17 protein-coding genes are annotated in these 19,344 nt (G+C 38.1%); 8 read left to right on the top strand and 9 right to left on the bottom strand.

The genetic code is table 11. The annotated features are described in order from the left end of the window. Positions 1-3 precede the first annotated feature (3 nt). Genes VTHSUH11_RS09230 through VTHSUH11_RS09220 form a run of 3 tightly spaced genes read right to left on the bottom strand, consistent with a single transcriptional unit; the run spans position 4 to position 3,231 of the window. Positions 4-981, bottom strand: a complete 978-nt coding sequence (locus VTHSUH11_RS09230) for an asparaginase (RefSeq protein ID WP_105093466.1) — start codon at positions 979-981, stop codon at positions 4-6. Positions 982-1,000: 19 nt separating this feature from the next. Further along, positions 1,001-1,771 (bottom strand): NAD(+) synthase, encoded by a 771-nt coding sequence (nadE, locus tag VTHSUH11_RS09225; RefSeq protein ID WP_059361470.1) that lies wholly within the window; start codon positions 1,769-1,771, stop codon positions 1,001-1,003. Between the two features lie 8 nt (positions 1,772-1,779). Continuing rightward, positions 1,780-3,231, bottom strand: coding sequence for a nicotinate phosphoribosyltransferase (locus VTHSUH11_RS09220; protein ID WP_105093465.1), 1,452 nt, complete (start codon positions 3,229-3,231; stop codon positions 1,780-1,782). Between the two features lie 224 nt (positions 3,232-3,455). Between VTHSUH11_RS09220 and VTHSUH11_RS09215 the strand changes: the two genes are divergently transcribed. From VTHSUH11_RS09215 to VTHSUH11_RS09200, 4 genes are all read left to right on the top strand, one after another. Next, positions 3,456-4,904 (top strand): aminoacyl-histidine dipeptidase, encoded by a 1,449-nt coding sequence (locus VTHSUH11_RS09215; protein WP_105093464.1) that lies wholly within the window; start codon positions 3,456-3,458, stop codon positions 4,902-4,904. Between the two features lie 265 nt (positions 4,905-5,169). Further along, a complete protein-coding gene (locus tag VTHSUH11_RS09210; RefSeq protein WP_105093463.1) occupies positions 5,170-6,087 on the top strand; it encodes a CobW family GTP-binding protein in 918 nt (305 codons plus the stop codon). After that, positions 6,084-7,610 carry a permease gene (locus tag VTHSUH11_RS09205; protein WP_105093462.1) on the top strand — a complete coding sequence of 509 codons (1,527 nt, stop codon included), beginning with the start codon at positions 6,084-6,086 and terminating at the stop codon, positions 7,608-7,610. Before VTHSUH11_RS09210 ends, VTHSUH11_RS09205 begins: the two co-directional genes overlap by 4 nt. Before the next feature lie 12 nt (positions 7,611-7,622). After that, entirely contained in the window at positions 7,623-8,396 is a 774-nt protein-coding gene (locus VTHSUH11_RS09200; protein ID WP_059361459.1) for a TIGR03943 family putative permease subunit, read from the top strand. A gap of 53 nt (positions 8,397-8,449) precedes the next feature. On the opposite strand, the gene VTHSUH11_RS09195 is transcribed toward VTHSUH11_RS09200, so the two are convergent. Beyond that, a complete protein-coding gene (locus VTHSUH11_RS09195; RefSeq protein WP_059361457.1) occupies positions 8,450-9,007 on the bottom strand; it encodes a biotin transporter BioY in 558 nt (185 codons plus the stop codon). A gap of 310 nt (positions 9,008-9,317) precedes the next feature. Here VTHSUH11_RS09195 and VTHSUH11_RS09190 point away from each other — a divergent pair, with 310 nt between their 5' ends. Continuing rightward, positions 9,318-9,908 carry a PepSY domain-containing protein gene (locus VTHSUH11_RS09190; RefSeq protein ID WP_105093461.1) on the top strand — a complete coding sequence of 197 codons (591 nt, stop codon included), beginning with the start codon at positions 9,318-9,320 and terminating at the stop codon, positions 9,906-9,908. 297 nt (positions 9,909-10,205) lie between these two features. Here the strand turns inward: VTHSUH11_RS09190 and VTHSUH11_RS09185 are convergent, their stop codons facing one another. The 4 genes from VTHSUH11_RS09185 to VTHSUH11_RS09170 all read right to left on the bottom strand — a co-directional run bounded on the left by VTHSUH11_RS09185 (position 10,206) and on the right by VTHSUH11_RS09170 (position 15,054). Then, complete coding sequence (locus VTHSUH11_RS09185; protein WP_105093460.1) at positions 10,206-11,477, bottom strand: O-acetylhomoserine aminocarboxypropyltransferase/cysteine synthase family protein; 1,272 nt, start codon at positions 11,475-11,477, stop codon at positions 10,206-10,208. A gap of 275 nt (positions 11,478-11,752) precedes the next feature. Beyond that, positions 11,753-12,712 carry a homoserine O-acetyltransferase MetA gene (metA, locus tag VTHSUH11_RS09180; RefSeq protein WP_105093459.1) on the bottom strand — a complete coding sequence of 320 codons (960 nt, stop codon included), beginning with the start codon at positions 12,710-12,712 and terminating at the stop codon, positions 11,753-11,755. Between the two features lie 11 nt (positions 12,713-12,723). Continuing rightward, the gene (locus tag VTHSUH11_RS09175; RefSeq protein ID WP_105093458.1) at positions 12,724-13,908 is read right to left on the bottom strand and encodes a MalY/PatB family protein; all 1,185 of its coding nucleotides are present in this window, start codon (positions 13,906-13,908) and stop codon (positions 12,724-12,726) included. 12 nt (positions 13,909-13,920) lie between these two features. Further along, positions 13,921-15,054 (bottom strand): trans-sulfuration enzyme family protein, encoded by a 1,134-nt coding sequence (locus VTHSUH11_RS09170; RefSeq protein WP_105093457.1) that lies wholly within the window; start codon positions 15,052-15,054, stop codon positions 13,921-13,923. A gap of 386 nt (positions 15,055-15,440) precedes the next feature. On the opposite strand from VTHSUH11_RS09170, the gene VTHSUH11_RS09165 reads away from it, so the two are divergent. From VTHSUH11_RS09165 to VTHSUH11_RS09155, 3 genes are all read left to right on the top strand, one after another. Then, positions 15,441-16,454, top strand: coding sequence for a FecCD family ABC transporter permease (locus VTHSUH11_RS09165; protein ID WP_105093456.1), 1,014 nt, complete (start codon positions 15,441-15,443; stop codon positions 16,452-16,454). Between the two features lie 48 nt (positions 16,455-16,502). Then, complete coding sequence (locus VTHSUH11_RS09160) at positions 16,503-17,249, top strand: ABC transporter ATP-binding protein (protein ID WP_105093455.1); 747 nt, start codon at positions 16,503-16,505, stop codon at positions 17,247-17,249. A gap of 109 nt (positions 17,250-17,358) precedes the next feature. Continuing rightward, positions 17,359-18,360 carry an ABC transporter substrate-binding protein gene (locus VTHSUH11_RS09155; RefSeq protein WP_105093454.1) on the top strand — a complete coding sequence of 334 codons (1,002 nt, stop codon included), beginning with the start codon at positions 17,359-17,361 and terminating at the stop codon, positions 18,358-18,360. Positions 18,361-18,670: 310 nt separating this feature from the next. On the opposite strand, the gene VTHSUH11_RS09150 is transcribed toward VTHSUH11_RS09155, so the two are convergent. Further along, positions 18,671-19,297, bottom strand: coding sequence for a DUF805 domain-containing protein (locus VTHSUH11_RS09150; protein ID WP_105093453.1), 627 nt, complete (start codon positions 19,295-19,297; stop codon positions 18,671-18,673). Positions 19,298-19,344 lie beyond the last annotated feature (47 nt).

Below are 19,344 nucleotides of genomic sequence, written 5' to 3'. Positions count from 1 at the left end.
GGCTTAATACTCTTGGAAAATTCTCTCCAAATCTTTACATGTACGTTCTTTTTGTAATGCTAGCATCAATAAGATACGTGCTTTTTGTGGTGATAAACTATCACTCACAAAATAACCTGCGTCCTTATCTTGTGGAACTTTAGAAACAATACCGCTTCCCGTACGTGATGCTCTCACAACCGGTATTGGCAAATTAGATGTTACCTTACGAATAGTTTGTGGAATTGTACCATGACCTAGACCAGTTAAAACTAAGCCTGCCGGGTTTGTGGCTACAATAGCAAGCCCCACAATTTCTTCTATGCCCGCATAACAGGTCAAGATTTCTACACGCGGCAAATCGTCATCCGCTGGTAATCCAAACTCTGATGCCATGGTATGCTTGCGCAATGGGCTTGTGTAATAATGGGCCACACCATCTTGTACGATACCAAGATGTCCAGAATTAGGACTACCGAAGGTCGCCACATTAGTAGTATTCATCTTTGTCACGTCCCGAGCACCATCGATATAGCCATTGAGAACGACTAGTACCCCCTTATTATAAGAGGCTGGTGTACGGGCTACTTGGATTGCTTGCAACAAATTAATAGGACCATCTGCGCTCACCGCACCGGCGGGACGCATGGAGCCAGTAATAACAATTGGCTTATCTGTATGTACCGTAAGATGTAAGAAATATGCAGTTTCCTCCATGCTATCTGTACCATGTGTAATTACAACGCCTTCAATATCATCATTATCTACACATTTTTGTACTAATTTAGATAATCTCACCCATTGAAATAGGGAAATATCAGAGCTTTCAATATTAGCGAACTGATTACATACAAACGGGCCATATTCTCTAACACCAGGCACAGAGGAGATGATGTCTTCCAAGGGTAATACGCCTGCTGTGTAGCCTGTCAAATCTGTATCGGAAGCACCTTGTCCCGCAATAGTGCCACCAGTACCGATAATTGCAATTTTTTTTGTCATCATATCCTCCACATAATAATTATAATTTAGATGGTGTAAAAGAAGGCATCAATTCTAATTTATGACGATTAATACGTTGCAAGTAATCAATGCGTTCCTTCGTTTTTACATCATCAATTTCGCCCGTCCGAATGTAACGATCGAGAACGGCATAAGTAAATCCTAATTTGTCCTCATCCGATTGACCACTGAGACCATCACTGGGAATCTTTTCCACTAAATGACGTGGAATATCTAGTAGACGTCCAATTTGACGGACCTCTTCCACCACGAGTTGTGCTAATGGACTGAAATCGCCTGCTGCATCGCCAAACTTTGTAGAGTAACCTACATAATCTTCAGATCCATTACAAGTATTCGCAACACGCGCACCATTTGGCAAGTTTTGCCCCACTGCATACAAGGTTGCCATCCGAAGGCGTGGCGGCGTATTAATCTCTGCATCACGAGCCAAATCGTTTCGACCAGTCACACGGAAGAACCCCTCCCCTTGTACAATAGCTTCTGTCAATGCGCAATAGGCATTGCCAATATTAACAATCATATAAGGAATACCAAGATGCTTTACAACAGCCTTTGCATCATCTATATCCGATTGTACATCATTGGGCATAAGAACCCCAACGACACGTTCAGCGCCGAGAGCCTCTTTACAAAGAGCAGCCACAATAGTGGAGTCTTTGCCGCCGGAGATACCTATAACAGCCGAACAGATTGGTCCATTTTCAGCAAAATAATCTCGAATCCAAGTTACTAATTCCGCTCTTGTTTTCTCTGGATTTGTAAGCATAAAGCCTCCTATTTTTTACGGCCAATACGATTTAACAAGTCCATCTTCATGTGATAATACTCAGGGCTCATATCTAGATAGTGTCTATGTGGGTTTTCAAATCGTTGTTCTTCTTCCCAAATTTCATTCTCTAATTGATATTGTACATAGCTACGAATGGCTTCTAAGGATGGCGACGCCACAACTTGTTCACCATCTTTAATAACTAATTCCTGCATATCTTTAAATGTACAATTTTCAAAGTATAATTCCTTCCAAGGCTTTTCAGGATCTATATAGCGATATGGTGAGTTCGTAGACGGAACCTCATGAGGTAAGGTCAACAATTCTGCAATGGCCTTTCCTTCTTCACTATATACGCGATACACCTTTTTTAGGCCTGGGTTCGTGATTTTTGTAACGGACTCAGAAATCTTAATACGCGGCTCCCACTCACCTTGCTTTTGTATGCCTGCAATTTTATAAACAGCCCCAAAAACAGGATCTGTTTTTGACGTAATCAAACGTTCTCCAACACCGAAAATGTCGATAGGTCCACCTTGATATAGGATGGATGTAATCGTATATTCATCGAGACTATTAGAAGCCATAATTTTACAATCTTCCATGCCTGCTCCATCGAGCATATGACGAGCATGCTTTGCAAGGTATGCTAAGTCACCAGAATCTAAACGAATACCCTTCAACCGATATCCTTGAGGTTCCAACACCTCTTTGGCCACCTTAATGGCATTAGGAATACCTGAGTTTAACACATCGTAGGTATCCACTAAAAACACGGGATTATCCGGATATACCTCAGCATAGGCTTTAAAGGCTTCATACTCTGTATCATGGTACATAACCCAACTGTGGGCCATGGTGCCGTTAACAGGAATTCCGAATTGTTGACCTGCTAATACAGTGGCGGTACCATGAACACCACCAATATAAGCGGCACGAGCACCATACACAGCAGCGTCTACATTATGAGCACGACGGGCACCAAAGTCAGATACAATACGTCCATCTGCAGCACGTACAATACGATTTGCCTTTGTAGCAATAAGCGACTGATGATTAATCATCGTCAGCACCGCCGTTTCAACGATTTGTGCATCAATAAGCGGAGCTACAATGGTCATAATCGGCTCGTTAGGATATATAATAGTGCCTTCTTTGAAAGCATATACATCGCCAGTAAATTTAAAATTACGTAAATACTCTAAAAACTCATCGCTAAATAGATTGAGCGATTTAAAATACCCGATGTCCTCATCATCAAAATGAAGATTCAAAATATACTCTACTACTTGTTCTAATCCACCAAAGATAGCAAAGCCACCTTGATCTGGATTACGACGGTAAAATACGTCGAAGGCAACGCGATCTGTATTGTCTTGTTTCGTAAAGTACCCATGAGCCATGGTCATCTCATAGAGATCCATGAGCATACTGATGTTGCGACGTTCATGTTGCATACTTTCACCATCCTACATAAATAAAAGGGATATAATACAGCGCGTTCGTTATTCATTACGCATGATACTATTATAAACCATATACAGCTTCTTTTCTATTCACACTACATATGATATAACTATATTATAGATAATATTTACTTATTAATTAATGAATAAACATGAGCCATCCCATATTGGACAATAAAATCATATGGGAGTCGTTTCAGAATGAGAGGCACAAAATGGACACAATCGTTCAAGCAAAACGCGTATTAGAAATTTTCAAAGAAATGAGCCAAATTCCACGCGGATCTGGCAATGAAAAAGGTATTAGCGATTATATCGTTAATTTTGCTCACAACCTCGGTCTTGAAGCTACACAAGACAGTGAGTTTAATGTAGTCATCAAAAAACCAGCTACACCAGGATACGAAAATCGTCCTACTGTTATATTACAAGGTCACATTGACATGGTATGCGTGAAAGGTCACGATTCAAATCATGATTTTGAAAAAGATCCTATTGCCAATATCATTGAAGGTGAATGGATGCATGCTGATGACACTACCCTTGGTGCAGATAATGGTATGGGTGGTGCCATGATTTTAGCGGTACTAGAAGATAAAAACCAACAACATGGTCCTCTACAAGTACTATTCACCACAAACGAAGAAACTGGTATGGACGGTGCGGCAGCAATCCAAGAAGGCCAAGTGACAGGCGATTACCTCATCAACCTTGATACAGAGGTCGAACATGAATTCTGCGTAAGCTGTGCTGGTGGTTGCCATGTTCACGTATCTATTCCATTGTTACGTGAAAACAATTTACCTGGTTATGATGCAGGTCTCTCCATTACTGTTCAAGGATTAAAAGGCGGCCATTCTGGTATTGAAATCATTGAACAACGAGCTAATGCAAACCAAGTGTTAGCACGCGTTTTATATGATTTAGAAAAACAATACTCTATTAATATTGCTTCTTTTGCAGGCGGTGTAAAACACAATGCTATCCCATCTAACGCAGTTGTTACACTATCTGCACGCAGTGAAGATGTAGGGGCAATCAAAACATTACTTAAATACTACGAAAAACAATATCAACATGAATTCGGTGTAAAAGATCCAGGTCTTACATTGGTTGTTGAAGATATTGCTACACCGGAAGTAGTCTATGCAGATGATACATCTGAAGCATTGATTTCCTACCTCTATATCGCAGAAGACGGCGTTCATTCCATGAGCCAAACTATTGAAAATCTCGTGGAAACCTCAAACAATCTAGCGATTGTCGCTGAAACAAACCACACTATCGATATTCTCGTATCCGTTCGTAGTTCTAATGAAAACAGCTTAGAATACTTAACAAAAAAATTATTACTTCTCGCTGACACATTGGGCGTATCTGCAGTTCGTACAGGCGGCTATCCAGCATGGGAATACGACAAAGGCTCTAAATTAGAGGAACAAGCTATTTCTCTTTACAATAGCATGTCCGATACACCAGCTAAGGTATGTGCGGTTCACGCAGGCCTCGAATGTGGTCTATTGAAAAAGGTATTACCTAATACAGAAATGATCAGCTTTGGTCCAACAATCGTTAGTCCACACACAAATATGGAACGCGTACACCTTCCTTCCGTTGAACGTGTATATGTATACTTCAAAGCTTTACTAGAAAAATTGCAATAATTTCTCAAAACTTTGTAAAATAATATTTATTCATATAAGCGTATGCACTCATATATCTAAGATGAGGCATACGCTTTTTATGTAAAAACATTATTTTCATCGTATAAACACGTTCACATATACTCATATTAGTATAATATTATCAAAATTTCTTATGATATGCTTTCCTACTGTATTTAAAGGGATTTCTGTATACCCATATGGGTATTTTTTTATGTAAACTAAGAGTAGTATACTATGTTTATATTTACAAGGGAGGTGTATTATGATACCAATTACTATCATATCCGGTTTCTTAGGAGCCGGAAAAACTACCTATTTACAATACATTTTAAATCAACGAAATACGAATGAACGTATATTAATCATAGAAAATGATTTTGGCGAAACCAGCTTAGATGCACAACAACTATCCACTTCTGGTGCTGTAGTGAGAGAGGTAACATCAGGTTGCATCTGCTGTAGTCTACAAGGTAATTTTAAGGATGTCTTAGTCGATATCTTATCCACACAGGACATAGACCAAATCTACATAGAGCCATCTGGAGTTAGCAAATTAAGTGAAATTATCAGCACCTGCATGGACAAAGAAATCTGTGAAAAAGCCTATATCGATATGATTATAACAATTGTAGATGCTATGCAAGCCCCAATGGCAATCAAGAACTTCGGACCTTTCTTTAAAGATCAGATCAAGCATTGCCATGCTATTTTACTCTCCCATATAGAAGATACTAAACAAACAGCAAAAACAAAGGAACTCATTACAGAATTAGTTCCTAATACACCGGTTTACACCGATATAGAGTCTCTCCAACAAGATGTGGCCCAAATCCACCAAATAGCACATGCGCACAATTATCATGACTGTAATTGCCACGGCCACACTCACGATTGTAATCACCATCAGCACGAACATGAACACCAACCATTTATAAGTCATACCTTCTACAATTTACAAACACTAGAAGAACAACGATGGATGGAACTATGTAATATACTCCCATCTACTATTATTAGAGCCAAAGGGATTGTACCAACATCAGCAGGTCCGATGGAATTACAATATACACCTCAAAACTGCTCCATGAGCGCTACAAACTTAGACAGCTTTCACCTAGTCATCATAGGTACAGAAATAGATATAGCATCCATTTCTAGAAATGTGTGTAACCCATTATGATTCCTGTATATATCGTAACTGGCTTATTAGGCACTGGTAAAAGTACCTTAATCAACCAAGAACTGCGAGAACGAAAAAAACTAGGTTCCACAGAAATCATTACCTTTGAATTAGGTAATATAGTGCATATAAAGGAACCACTCACCATCGAGCCAGATGACATAGAGATGAGTCCCGCCCATGTTATACTACAAATAGAAAATCATATTGTTAAAACTCGACCAAAAGAAATATGGATTGAATGGAATGGTATGTTTCCATTTCAGCAATTAGAATCGATTTTCTTTAGTCAAAATTTAAAAGAATTATGCCATATAGAACGAGTGATCTATATGGCAAAGGAAAATACAATACGTTCTATGATACAAGCCTTGGGGCCTAGGATTTTATCACAAATATATAGTGCAGATTATATTATTTTATATCCTACTGATAGTACACAAATACATAGTATTACACAACTATTACACGCCTATAATACAGAATGTACTATACTAGTATCACCATCACCTCAGGATATACACAATCGATTATCGAGGCCAAAATGGCCTTGGACACTGTATGGTATTGTAGCCATATTGACATTATATCTATTGCTTGTAACCGTATTCCGCCACAACATTTCCTATTCTATTCATCAGGTCCTTGCTATTACGTCAGGCATCATATTAGAAGGCATGCCTTTCTTATTGTTAGGCACGGTCATTTCTACAATTATAACGCTATTCATACCAGATCGTTGGCTATTGCGTTATATGAAAGAAGACTCTCTAAAAAGCTATGGTATTGCCCTCGGCAGCGGCCTCTGCTTACCGGTTTGCGACTGTGCTACTATCCCAATGTTTAATGCCCTATTGCAACGAGGCATACCACAACATTTAGGTCTACTATTTATGTTAGCTAGCCCTATCATGAATCCCATCGCATTATTGGCAACCTATTATGCCTTTCCAGAGGAGCCAAAAATCATCTTGGCGAGAATCATCGGCGGCATATTAATAGCTCTTATAGTAGCACTCACGTTTAAATGGTTCCCTCACAAATTAAAAGAAACCCAAAATAAACTACCCCAACCAAGAGACTACGAATATACACTACCCATACCAGAACGTGATAAAAAGAAAATCTTTTTACTTCATGTGGAAAAAGAATTCAGCCAATTACTGCTATATTTTGGAGCAGCAGCATTCACATTGGCCTTATTCCAGGTTTGGATTAAACCAGTATTCTTTGCTACATCATTTAATGTAGCTACACCAATTGCTAATGCATTATTACTAATCTTAGCATTTATATTCTCACTTTGTTCTACATCAGACGCCATTATAGGACGTACATTAAGCGGTCTATTCCCTATATCCGCAGTACTTGGATTCTTATGGTTAGGACCCATGATTGACATAAAAAATGTATACATACTTCGTCAGTACATGTCACTATCCTTTATACTACGTCTAGTTATTACAATCAGCATCGTTACGTATATTATGACAGTACTAGCTCAATTCTTATTTGTTATATAAGGAGAACATCATATGTTATCAGAACTACAGAATAAAGATATATTAAGTATTGTGAAAGGCTCACTGTACACAGCTTTAGGCATCAGTATTTTATATTTACTTATTACAGGGCAATATAAATTCTATGTAGCGCCTCGATATGAATTATTTCTATTACTAGCAGGCATCGCCTTTTTATGTGGTGGCATCATCTCTATACTATGGTCACCTACTAAACAGTATAAGCACAATTGGCGCTCTATTATCCCTATCATTATTCCCCTTGTATTACTAGTGGTACCTCCTATCCTAGCACCAACTACAGTACAGGTTGCAGGAAACACTGCATCTACAGAGGACAAAAATGATTTTGATTTTTCCCAAGATGATATTGGTGAAGTAATTACCATTAATAATGCGGCTAAAGAACCGGGGATTTCTAAATCAAAGAAAGAAATCGTTTTAAACTCAGACAACTATTATCGTACAATTGTGGCCCTTGGATCTAACCCTGATCAATATGTAGGCTACAAAATTTACATGACTGGCTATGTGAATCGCGATGACAATACATTGAAAGCTAATGAATTTACTCTATCCCGCATGTCCATGGCTTGTTGTATTGCAGATGTTGCGCCAATAGGCTTAACAATGCACAAAAACGACGGCGATTCCTTTAGCAATCAAAAATGGGTAACTGTAGAAGGCACCGTATCTACTAGAGACTTTCACGGCCGTAAACAACCATATATAGAAATTAATAAGACAAAAGATGCACAAGAAATCTTAGGTTATGTGTATCCATAAAATAGTGAAGGGCTACCACAATAGGTGATAGCCCTTTATTGTATATACTATTTTTATCTTAATTGTGAAATAATTCGTTTGCCCATAACAGCTGCTACAGCACACAAGAATACATCAGGACCAACAGGAATTAGAAAGCATGACCAAATTACAGGCCACCACCCAATAGGTGTACCTAAATATAGATTCATAATCATATATAAATAGACCATACCAAATCCATAAACGATGAGTAGATTAATAATAGCACCTATTAACAATCTCTTTACCGAATAGGTTTGTGAAGTTTCACTAAAACGACCTACCACATAAGCACCAACCATAAATCCGATTAAATAACCAAAGGTTGGTTGAAGTACATAGCCTGGTCCACCACCGGATGTAAACACAGGCACCCCAATAAGTCCTAATATAATATAAATACCTACGCTGATGGCACCAAGGCGACTACCTAATATAATACCGGCTAATGTAGTGAATAAAATCTGCAGCGTAAACGGACAATTCGGCAATGGCACACGTATAAATGCACCTGCTGTAATTAACGTAACAAACAATGCGGTCATTGTTAACTCTTTTGTACTTAAATGTTGTTTTGGTATGGCACTCATGGTACACCCCTCCATCAAATACACAATAGAAACCTATCTAAACAAACTACATTTGTATTTAAATTTAAAATACCATTCTCATTAATTTATGTCAACCATATATATTTTAAAAGTTTACATTTTCTATTTAATTTAAAGGAAAATACAATATTTCTGTCGAATATATAATATATATTGAAATTTTTCCGTATATATTTCTAGTTCTTCATTTTATATTCATTTTATCATATTAAATTATATGTAAGTAGATTTGATGAAATCTACTTTTACAATTGCTATTAGGCAAAATCCTTTTATGGAGGTAATCAACATGAAAAAAGTAAATAAGTTATCTAAAGTATTATGCGCCCTAGGTGTAAGTACTGTGTTATTTGCAGGTGTAGCAACAGCTGCAACATATCCAGTTCCTAGCAGTTGGGACGGTGTTGGTAGTGTGGCATCTCCAATGCAAAGTAGCGAAATCGACTACGTTGGTGCCGTTACTACATTACATCGCTACTATCCAGATGCTATGATCACTTCTATTTCCTATGATGCAAAACATCATCCTACATATGAAGTAGAAGCGTATACTAAGACACAAAAAGTAGAAATGAAAATTGATGAAGCTACTGGTCAAGTTGTCTCCAACGAAGCTAAATCCCTTGGCTACTGGAATCGCATGAAGAAGGCTCATAGCTTCAATCCACAAAACACAATCACTCCTGAAGCTGCTGAAACAAGAGCTATCGAACGTGTAGGTAGTGATTTCCAAACAATGGAATGGGAATTAGAAATGGAAGGCAATAAAGTTGTCTACGATTTAGAAATGACTAATGGTGGCGACAAAAAAGCTGATGTTAAGATCGACGCCCTTTCCGGCAAAGTTCTCAGTGCAAGAGTAAAAACTACTAAATACTAAGCACCCATTGCATATATTATATAGACTCACCTAACCACTTTATAATATATGTTTCTCTCCAAATTCTTAACACACTCATATACTAAAAACTCATAAAACTATACACACATAAAACAAACCCTTTTAATACACACACATATACACACACTAAAAGACCTTGAATCGTTGAATTCAAGGTCTTTTTCTTGTGCTATATACAAAATAATCGCGAGCACAAAGGCTCGCGATTGTTATAAGGTTTTCTTTTATGTTCTATAGGTTGTTCCAAGCTAAACGCTTGAAGGAGTTATGTTAAGATTAAGCTTTATCCAATGCTTGTGCAAGATCTTCAATAATATCATCAGCATTTTCAAGACCGATGGATAAACGGATCATATCTGGTGTTACGCCAGCAGATTTTTGTTGTTCTTCGTTAAGTTGTGCATGTGTTGTAGATGCGGGATGAATAACAAGTGATTTAGCATCGGCTACATTAGCAAGGTTGGAGAAGATTTCCAAAGCATCAACGAATTTAATGCCTGCTTCTTTACCGCCTTTTACGCCGAATGTAAATACAGCACCAATGCCTTTAGAGAAGTATTTATCAGCTAATGCTTTATATTTGCTATCTGCTAATTCTGGATAATTTACCCATGCCACTTTAGGATGTTTGCTCAAGAAATCTACGACTTTACGAGTGTTTTCAACATGACGTTCTACGCGCAAGGACAATGTTTCAATGCCTTGCAAGATTTGCCAAGATGCAAGTGGTGTAATGCAAGCGCCTGTATCACGAAGCAATTGAGCACGAATCTTTACAGTAAAAGGAATTGGTAAATCACCATATACCAAACCATTATAGTGTTCATCACCTGCCACAAAATCAGGATACTTACCGGATGCTTTATAGTCAAATTTACCAGACTCTACAACTACACCCGCTAATGTTGTGCCGTGACCACCAAGATATTTTGTAGCAGAATGAACAACTACGTCAGCACCATGTTCTAATGGACGGAACAAGTATGGAGATGCAAATGTGTTATCTACGATCAAGATGATATTATGTTTATGTGCAATATCCGCCACTGCTTGCACATCGATAAGGTTAATACCAGGGTTACCAATGGACTCGATATAAACAGCTTTAGTGTTTTCATCAATAGCTGCTTCGAATTCTTCTAAATTATCTGGATTTACAAATTTAGTGTGAATACCCAAACGTGGCAATGTAGCAGTGAACAAGTTATAAGTACCACCGTACAATGTAGATGCGGCAACGATGTTGTCGCCTGCACCAGCTACGTTCAAGATGGAATATGTAATCGCTGCAGAACCAGATGCTACAGCAATACCACCAGCACCACCCTCAAGTTGTGCTACGCGAGCATCTAACACGTCAGTCGTAGGATTACCAAGGCGAGAATAAATGCCGCCAGGATTAGTTAATGCAAATCGACCAGCTGCTTCTTCTGCGTCTTTGAATACGTAAGATGTAGTTTGGTAAATAGGCACTGCACGAGAACCTGTTGGATCTACTGTATGGCCACCATGTAATTGTACTGTTTCAAATCTATATTGTTTGCTCATTAATTTCAACTCCTGTTCATCTAAAGGAATAAACTTCATTTCTTATGCCTATTATATTACTATGCATTAAAAAATATGTCTACCACTTTTTATAATACATTCTCCATAACTATAAGCTATAGCAAAAATTTTGGCGTATCTTAAAACAAATGGATATAGAAAGAACCGAATGAGTTTCCAAAGGCGACTTTGGCCCTGCGTAGGCCGCAGGCCGGAGTCAGACCCGGCCGGTGGAGCCGTTGGGAACTCATTCGGTTCACTAATATACTCTGTATTTAAATATAAGCACCTAAATTTTTATCTCGTTCAAACTTCATCTTCTGGATTTGTTCAATGATGTAAGGAGTTTCTTGGTATACATAGTAGTTCAACCAATTAGTGAACAATAAGGTACTTACGGATCTCCATCTTACGATAGGACGTTGCTTTGGATCATTATTAGGGAAATAATTTTCTGGAACTGCAATATCATCGCCTTTTGCAACATCCCGTTCATACTCACGATTTAGCGTATCCCAATCGTATTCAGCATGCCCAAAAATAAAGATATGTTTATTATCTAAACTGCGTACAATGGCTGCACCTGTCGGCTCAGAACCAGCCAACAACTCTAACTCTTTATTTTCTTTAATTTGCTCTAAGGATACGGTTGTATGACGGGAATGGGGCATCCAGAATCTTTCATCAAATCCACGCAATAATAATGGCCGATCATTATAAATGTCATGTTCGTAAACGCCAAATAACTTATTATCCATAATGCGTTTATTAATGCCGAAATGATGGTAAAGACCAGCTTGTGCACCCCAACAAATATAGAATGTGGAATATACGTGTTCCTCGCTCCAATCCATAATCTCTACAAGTTCATCCCAGTAATCCACCTCTTCAAAAGGCATCAATTCAACTGGTGCACCAGTAATAATTAAGCCATCAAAGAATTCCCCTTTAACCTCATCAAAGGTTCGATAAAAGGTTTCCAAATATTCTTCATCTACATTCTTAGATTTACGAGATGCAGTATGAAGCAAGGTTAAATTAACTTGTAACGGGCTATTACTAAGGGCTCGCAGAATTTGAGTTTCTGTAACCTCTTTCGTAGGCATCAAATTGACAAGTAAAATTTGAAGCGGACGAATTTCCTGTGTTTCCGCACGCTCTGTATCCATTACAAATATATTCTCTTGTGCTAACTTTGTTATAGCCGGTAAATTTTTAATTACTTTAATAGGCATTATATAACCTCCTAATACCCTTTCGACTCATACGCACGACGAAGGGAATCTAAACCTTCCACCAAAGTAGCACGAGGACACGCTACATTAATGCGTTCAAAAGTTTCTCCATCTTTACCAAACATAGAGCCACTATCAAGCCATAATTTCGCATCATATAATAACCATTGTTCACGCTCATCTGCAGTTAATGGTAACTGAGAACAGTCAAACCACATGAGGTACGTCCCTTCTGGACGATACATGCGAAGCTTCGGTAAGTATTGCTTGAAATAATCAAGGGTAAATTGAATATTATCTTGAATATATACTTTCAATTCATCGAGCCACGGGCCACCGACTTCATAAGCACCTTGGCAGCCCACAAGTCCCATCGTATTTAGCTGGCTATAACCGGCTTTATCAATTTCCTTAACAAATCGTTTACGCAAGGTTTCATTAGGAATAAACACATTCGATACTTGCAGACCTGCAATATTAAAGGTTTTGCTAGGGGCCGTACAAACAATGCAGTGTTCCGCATAACTTTCACCAAGATTAGCAAAAACCGTATGTGTATGACCGTCCCACACAAAATCGGCATGAATTTCATCGCTAATGATAATCACATTATGTTTAATACAAATATCGCCGAGGCGTTTTAGTTCATCCTCAGTCCAAACGCGCCCCACCGGATTGTGAGGATTACAGAGAAGGAACAATGTCACATTATGCTCTACAATCGCACGCTCAATGCCATCAAAATCAATGGTATATGCATCTTCACCTTGAATCAACGGTACATTAATGAGATTTCTGTTATTGTCATCAATAACTAAACTAAACGGATAGTATACAGGTTGATTAATAAGCACTCCTTCACCTTCATTGGTGAAAGCTCGCACCGCCATAGCGAGTGCGAACACAACGCCAGGCGTTTTTACTAGCCAATCTTGTTCAATGGACCAGTTAAATCGAGAAGAGAACCAGTTTTTTAATACATTAACATACTCATCATCGGATTCAGTGTATCCAAAAACACCATGATTAACGCGATCCAACAGAATTTGCTTTAATTCACTAGGGATTTCAAAATCCATGTCTGCCACCCAAAACGGCAACACATCTGCTGGTTTACCACGTTGTACAGCAAAATCATATTTTAGAGACTTTGTATGCTTACGATCTACGATTTTGTCAAAATTATATCGACCCATAATAGCCTCCTTTTATTTATTGAAAGCTTGTGCTAAATCAGCAATCAAATCATCTGTATCTTCAATGCCAACGGACAAGCGCAACAAGCGACGAGTAATCCCTTTGCGTTCCGCATCTTCAGGTTTTAAATCTGGATGTGTTTGTGTAACAGGATATGTCAACAAGGATTCTGTACCACCAAGACTTTCAGCAAATTGAATCAACTCAATACCTTCCAACACCTGTTTAGCCGTTTCTTCGCTATCCACTTCAAAGGACAACATGCCACCAAATCCCGTTGACTGAGCTTTATTTACCTCATAACCAGGATGTTCTGGTAACCCGGGGAACAACACCTTTGTTACCTTTGGTTCCTGTTTAAGCCATTCTGCAATAGCAATAGCATTCTTTTGATGTTGCTCCATACGGAGTGCTAATGTTTTGATTCCTCGAATAACGAGCCAGCTATCAAAGGCAGATAAACAAGCCCCCACAGTCTTATAAACGAGGCGCAGTTGAGCTGCTAAGGATTCATCATTCACAATAGTAAAGCCAGAAATAACATCATGATGGCCTCCAATAAATTTTGTACCACTATGTACAACAATGTCGGCTCCTAGATTTAATGGTTTTTGGAAATAGGGACTTAAAAATGTATTATCCACAATAACCAAAGCATTACGATCATGAGCCATATTACTCACCGCACGAACATCTGTAATTTCCATCATTGGGTTTGTAGGAGTTTCAATATATACAGCCTTTGTATTAGGTTTGAATACCGCTTGTACCGCCGCTAAATCAGAGGTACCAACATAGGTAAATTCAACGCCATTTTTTTCATATATATTGGTGAACAAGCGGATAGAGCCCCCATAAAGGTCATCCCCTAAAATAACATGATCTCCAGGAGAAAATAAATGAAATACCGCATCGATGGCAGCCATACCAGAAGAAAATACGATTGCATCAAAACCGTCTTCTAAACCAGCTATCAATTTTTCCAAACGATCCCGAGTAGGATTAGACTCACGGGTATATTGAAAGCCTGTAGTTTCACCTAAACCAGGATGAGAAAACGTACTAGACATATAAATAGCAGGAGAAATTGCACCTGTATTATCTGATTTGCCACCACCATGGACACATTTTGTATTAAACTTCATCGTAACATCTCCTTGTATATGGTAAGGTATATCATTTTATAGAACATACTATAAAGCCACTCTAATTTCCTACTATTAGCTAGGAATTAATATACCCACTATCAAACTATAGTATAGTAATATAACTATTATAAAAAGGTCTCTATACTTAGTCAATTAAAAGAGCTTCTCACAAAGCGTAATAAGGCCTTTTAAGTCATATGTATTTTGAATGAGTAGCCATAACTTTTAGTTTCATGTATAAAATAGACCACTATCAGATTTTTTATGATTTAATACGAAACCCTATATACGTATACCAGTACTTCTATTGTAATTACATCGAGCATTATCTATACTAATATTAGTATAAGTTTTTGTAATTATAAATATCATTTTGAGGCATCATGCAAAATACTATTAAGACTTTAATTTTAGGAGCAATACTCATTGTATCCCTCGTCACATCTCTTCAGTTTGGATCTACCTTTATCCCCTTAACAGATGTACTAAATAGTCTCTCCTCACACTTAGGAGGACAAAACCTTTCTATCCCTCATATGACCGACACAATCTTGTGGGATATTCGCTTACCTCGCCTATTATATTCAATCTTAACTGGCATCGGCTTATCTGCTGTAGGTCTTTTAATGCAAACGGTAACACGCAATGCACTAGCAGATCCTTACGTATTAGGTGTATCATCAGGAGCTAGTACAGGCGCAGTGTTCGCTATCATTTGTGGAGGTCTACCGCTACTAGGGGCATACAATACGCCTTTCTTTGCCTCCTTTGGTGCCATGCTTTCTATCATATTAGTTTTATTATGTGTTGGTAAAAGTAACAGTCCCGTAAAACTCATCCTTATTGGCATGGGTATGACAGGCATTTTCTCAGCGTTAACAATGATAATTATTTATGGTGCTAAACACGAAGCACAGGTGCGAAGTGCCATGTTTTGGTTATTAGGTAGTTTCGCAGGCATCCAATGGCAAGATTTACCATTATCAGCCATCATTGTCGCTCTATTTTGTTTATTCATCTACATTTACAAGCAAGATTTAGATGTCTTACTCCTCGGCAACCAAGAGGCTGCCAACATGGGACTTTCAGTTAAAACATTACAATTATCCATCGTTATAACATCATCCATAGTGATTGCTACCTTAGTATCTAAGGTAGGTGTCGTTGGTTTTATCGGTCTTATTATCCCCCACCTCGCTCGTATTACAGGTGGTCCTAAACATAAAAATACTTTGATATTTAGCATGCTCATAGGCAGCATCGTCATGATTTGGTCTGATGTACTATCTAGAGCACTATATAGCCCAGAAGAAATTCCTATCGGTGTCCTTACCTCTTTATTAGGGGCCCCATTATTTATCTGGATTATTATGAAACGATATAAAAATATCGGCTAAGTACAATACAAGGATTAGTTAATCCTATTTCTAGGACAAAGGAAATTTATGTATACAGTTAATCACTTAAGCTTTGACTATCCTACTCGATCCGTATTACATGATATATCGGTAGAGTTTCCCACTAATAAAATCACAGCCATCATTGGCCCTAACGGGTGCGGGAAATCAACATTGTTAAAGCACTTATCAAAATCAATCTATTCTAAGGGGACCATCACACTTAATGATGAACCTTTAGAGTCAATCGATTCGTCACGATTTGCAAAATTTGTAGCCATCTTATCTCAAATGCATGATGCTATGATTGACGATTTTCTTGTGAAAGATATAGTTCTCATGGGGCGCTATCCTCATAAGACACGCTTTGGGAACTATACAAAGCGAGATGTAGCCATTGCCGAATCCTATATGGAGCATATAGGTATTTCACATCTTGCCAACGAAGAAGTGCAACACCTTTCAGGTGGTGAATTACAACGTGCATTTATTGCAAAAGCCCTAACACAGGAACCTACCATATTATTGCTAGATGAGCCTACAAACCATCTAGACCTAAAATATAAGTTGGCTTTAATGAAAGAATTGCAAACATTCAAAGGAACGGTTATTGTTGTTCTTCACGACATTCAATTGGCAGCCACCTATTGTGATAATATCGTATTAATGAATAAGGGACGCATTGTAAAAACAGGTTCTCCACAAGAGGTGTTAACACCAGAGCTATTGGAACCTGTATTTGAAATCCCCTTTACCACAAAGACAGAAGGCGGCATATATCGTATTCAATATTAGATTTTATAGCGTTCAACGCTAAAAAATATATAGCTATATGCAGGTATATAGCTAATCTACTTATGTTGAGGACTTCCTCACTTACTGTTTTTACAGAAAGGACATTATAATGTTAAACAAAGTAAAACGCTTTACCCTTCTAGGACTATTGGTGGCAGGCACAACACTAGCTTTCACTGGCTGCGGCACTACATCCCAACAAAACACGCAAACAGCACAAGCAATCGCTAGCTGGAGCGAAACATTTGATGGCGCTACTACAAACTTCTCCGTAAGTGCACCTCCAACACATGCTGTATCCATGTCCCAGGCAACAACTGAAATGATGCTTCAACTTGGTCTTGCTGACAAAATGGCAGGTACAGCATTCAAAGAGGAAGAAATCTACGAGCCATTACAAGGTGAGTACGACAAGGTAAAAGTATTAGCTGAAAAATGGCCTTCTTACGAAGTATTCATGAGCGTAAAACCTGACTTTGCTACTGGCTGGCCTGATTCCTTCAGCAAACGTGCCATCCCAGCAGACAAAATGATTGCTAATAAAGTTAATATTTGGTTACCAGAATCTATGCTTTCTACTAAGGCTGATTTAGAAACTAACTTTAAAGATATGATTATGTTAGGTAAAATCTTCGGTGTAGAGTCTAAAGCAAATGAATGGGTTAAGGCTCAACGAGATACTCTTACAAAAGTACAAAACCAATTGAAAGATGTCCCTAGAAAACGCGTATTTATCTATGATTCTGAGGATGGTCAACCGTTCACAGCATTTGAAGGTTATACTACAAATATCCTTCGTTTAATCGGTGCTGATAATGTTATGAGCGGTCTCGGTGTAGATAAAACTTGGGCTAAAGGCTCTTGGGAAACAGTAATCGCCCAAAATCCTGACTATATTATTATCGCTGACTACGGCAATTCCATCCGCAACGATGATGATTTCCAAGAAAAAATCGCTAAATTGAAAGCTAATCCTCAATTACAAGATATTACAGCGATTAAAGAAAATCACTTTATCCGTGTAAAATTGTCTGAAATCACACCTGGCGTTCGTACTGTAGATGCTTTAAAACGCTTAGCACAAGAAATCCACGGTATTACAGTTCAATAAAGATTCTATAATAAATGTGGTGGAATCGTTACTAGCATATAGATATGACCTGAACAGCATTCTACCTCTATCATTTCCATTTACTATGTGATACGCTTTTTACGTCATTTATTGACATTGAACCTCCTATGTTGAAATGTTGTGGTTGCCAGACCAACTTCATTTTACCACTAGGAGGTTCTTTCCTTTTCTCTAAGAAATTTTACTGACCCCAGTTTAACTGGGGTTTTAGTCATGCCTATTCGGCGTACAAAAAAAATGGCACCAACCATACATATGATTGGTACCAAAATTGTTTATATAAATTTATTTATGTTACTAACATATAATCCACTAATATCCATAAGACAATGAGAGATATAATAAGGCTCATGGTCAGTACATTAGACGGAGTCGTATCAAAGAAACCATATTTATGTGCCATTTGTTTCGTAATAATTGTGGTTCCCGTTGGCGCTCCAAATCGATTAGCAGCGCTCTTTCCGGGCAGAGCCATAAGAATAAGCATAATAGGCACTCCTACAAAAGGAATAAGTCCTACTAAAACAAACCAACCAGCCCAACCTATATCATGTAAACGACGTACTGCAACAGCAATACCAGGTATAACAAAACCAATAGATAATACGACAAGTGCAACTAAACCTAGACCAACACCTGTAGTGCCTGATACGGTTGTAAAACTACTAAGAAAAGCACAGACAAACAATATAATAGATACAATTAGCAGATACATAAGGATAAATCGCCAATATTCACCACGACTGGCTCGGCCTTCAAAATCTGCATATTTACGAACTGCACAATGTATAAAGTTTTCTATAAACCCTAATTCATAGGAATCAATGGGTAGTGGAACATTCTTCATATGTCTACAATATGGACAATACCGCTCTGAATCCGGTATCCTTTGTCCACATTTAGAACAAGCCAACATACATAACCTCTTTCAACGATATAACTTAACATCAATAATTATTATCT

It is taken from the genome of Veillonella tobetsuensis (assembly GCF_002959935.1).
GTDB lineage: Bacteria > Bacillota > Negativicutes > Veillonellales > Veillonellaceae > Veillonella > Veillonella tobetsuensis.
Note: the sequence above shows the minus strand (reverse complement) of the source record. Positions and strands in the feature narration are given on the sequence as shown.